Raw genomic sequence first — 518 nt, forward strand, 5'->3', positions numbered from 1 at the left:
CGAGCGTGGACTTCATGGTGCGGAAGGCGCGTTCGGCTTCCAGCAGGTTCTTGTAACCGAGCGCGACGTCCTCGGTGGACAGGTCGGGATCGGACGTGGCCAGCAGGTACTTGCCGTCGAGGCGGGCCTCGGCGGCGACCTTGGCGGCATCGATGGACAGCCGCCCGGTACTGGGGTGCTGCTTGAGCCGGCGGCCCAGCGCGGGGTGGTCGCGCAGCGCGCACTCGGCCTTACGGTGGGGCGCGTCCGAAGGAGGTGCGGCGCGTTTGCCGGTCTGGGCGGCCTTGGCCTTCGGCTTCTTCGCGTCCGCTTCCCGGGCCGTCTTGATGCGCGCCAGCTCCTCACGGATGGCGTTGAGTTGATCTTCCCGTCGGGCGGCATCGCGCTCGGCTTCGGCGGGGTTGTGGCAGATGATCCAGCGTCTGTCGCCGTCACCGTCGAGGCGGTAGCTGTCAAGTCAAATGAAACGAATATGCGGCTATGAACTGTGTTGTTGCGGTTCGTGGCGTCGGGCGGGG

General features: G+C 67.6%; 1 protein-coding gene. It reads left to right on the forward strand.

Translation table 11 applies throughout. The features are described 5' to 3' along the window. A partial coding sequence (locus tag JL475_RS39355) for a hypothetical protein (RefSeq protein ID WP_202282978.1) occupies nucleotides 1-484 on the forward strand: 484 nt, incomplete at its 5' end. Nucleotides 485-518 lie beyond the last annotated feature (34 nt).

This window comes from Streptomyces sp. M2CJ-2, from assembly GCF_016757295.1.
Classification (GTDB): Bacteria; Actinomycetota; Actinomycetes; order Streptomycetales; family Streptomycetaceae; genus Streptomyces.